This window comes from Pseudomonas sp. 2995-1, from assembly GCF_002742505.1.
Classification (GTDB): Bacteria; Pseudomonadota; Gammaproteobacteria; order Pseudomonadales; family Pseudomonadaceae; genus Aquipseudomonas; species Aquipseudomonas sivasensis.
On sequence record NZ_LJSA01000068.1, the window covers coordinates 1 to 231 of the forward strand.

The window sequence follows — 231 nt, forward strand, 5'->3', positions numbered from 1 at the left end:
CAAGAAATACAGCAGAAGAAAAAAAGTAATCAAGGCCTCGACCTTTTTCATCGTAAAGCTCATTTCTGGGGGCGTTTGACGTTAGGATTGGTAATCATTCTTTCTCTTTTGTTACCCTTATATCTATCATTTGTTCTTGGTTATCACCCCGGGTGGGAACCAATAATAACGGCGTATGTTGCATATGCCATGTTGATGGGACTGGCGTGGACGATGGAGCCTGTATTGTAT

Annotated in this window: 1 protein-coding gene; it reads left to right on the forward strand. The window is 42.0% G+C overall.

Features of this window, described 5'->3' with window-relative positions:
* On the forward strand, nt 1-231 hold a 231-nt coding region (locus AOA61_RS31670), incomplete at both ends, for a hypothetical protein (protein WP_218197296.1).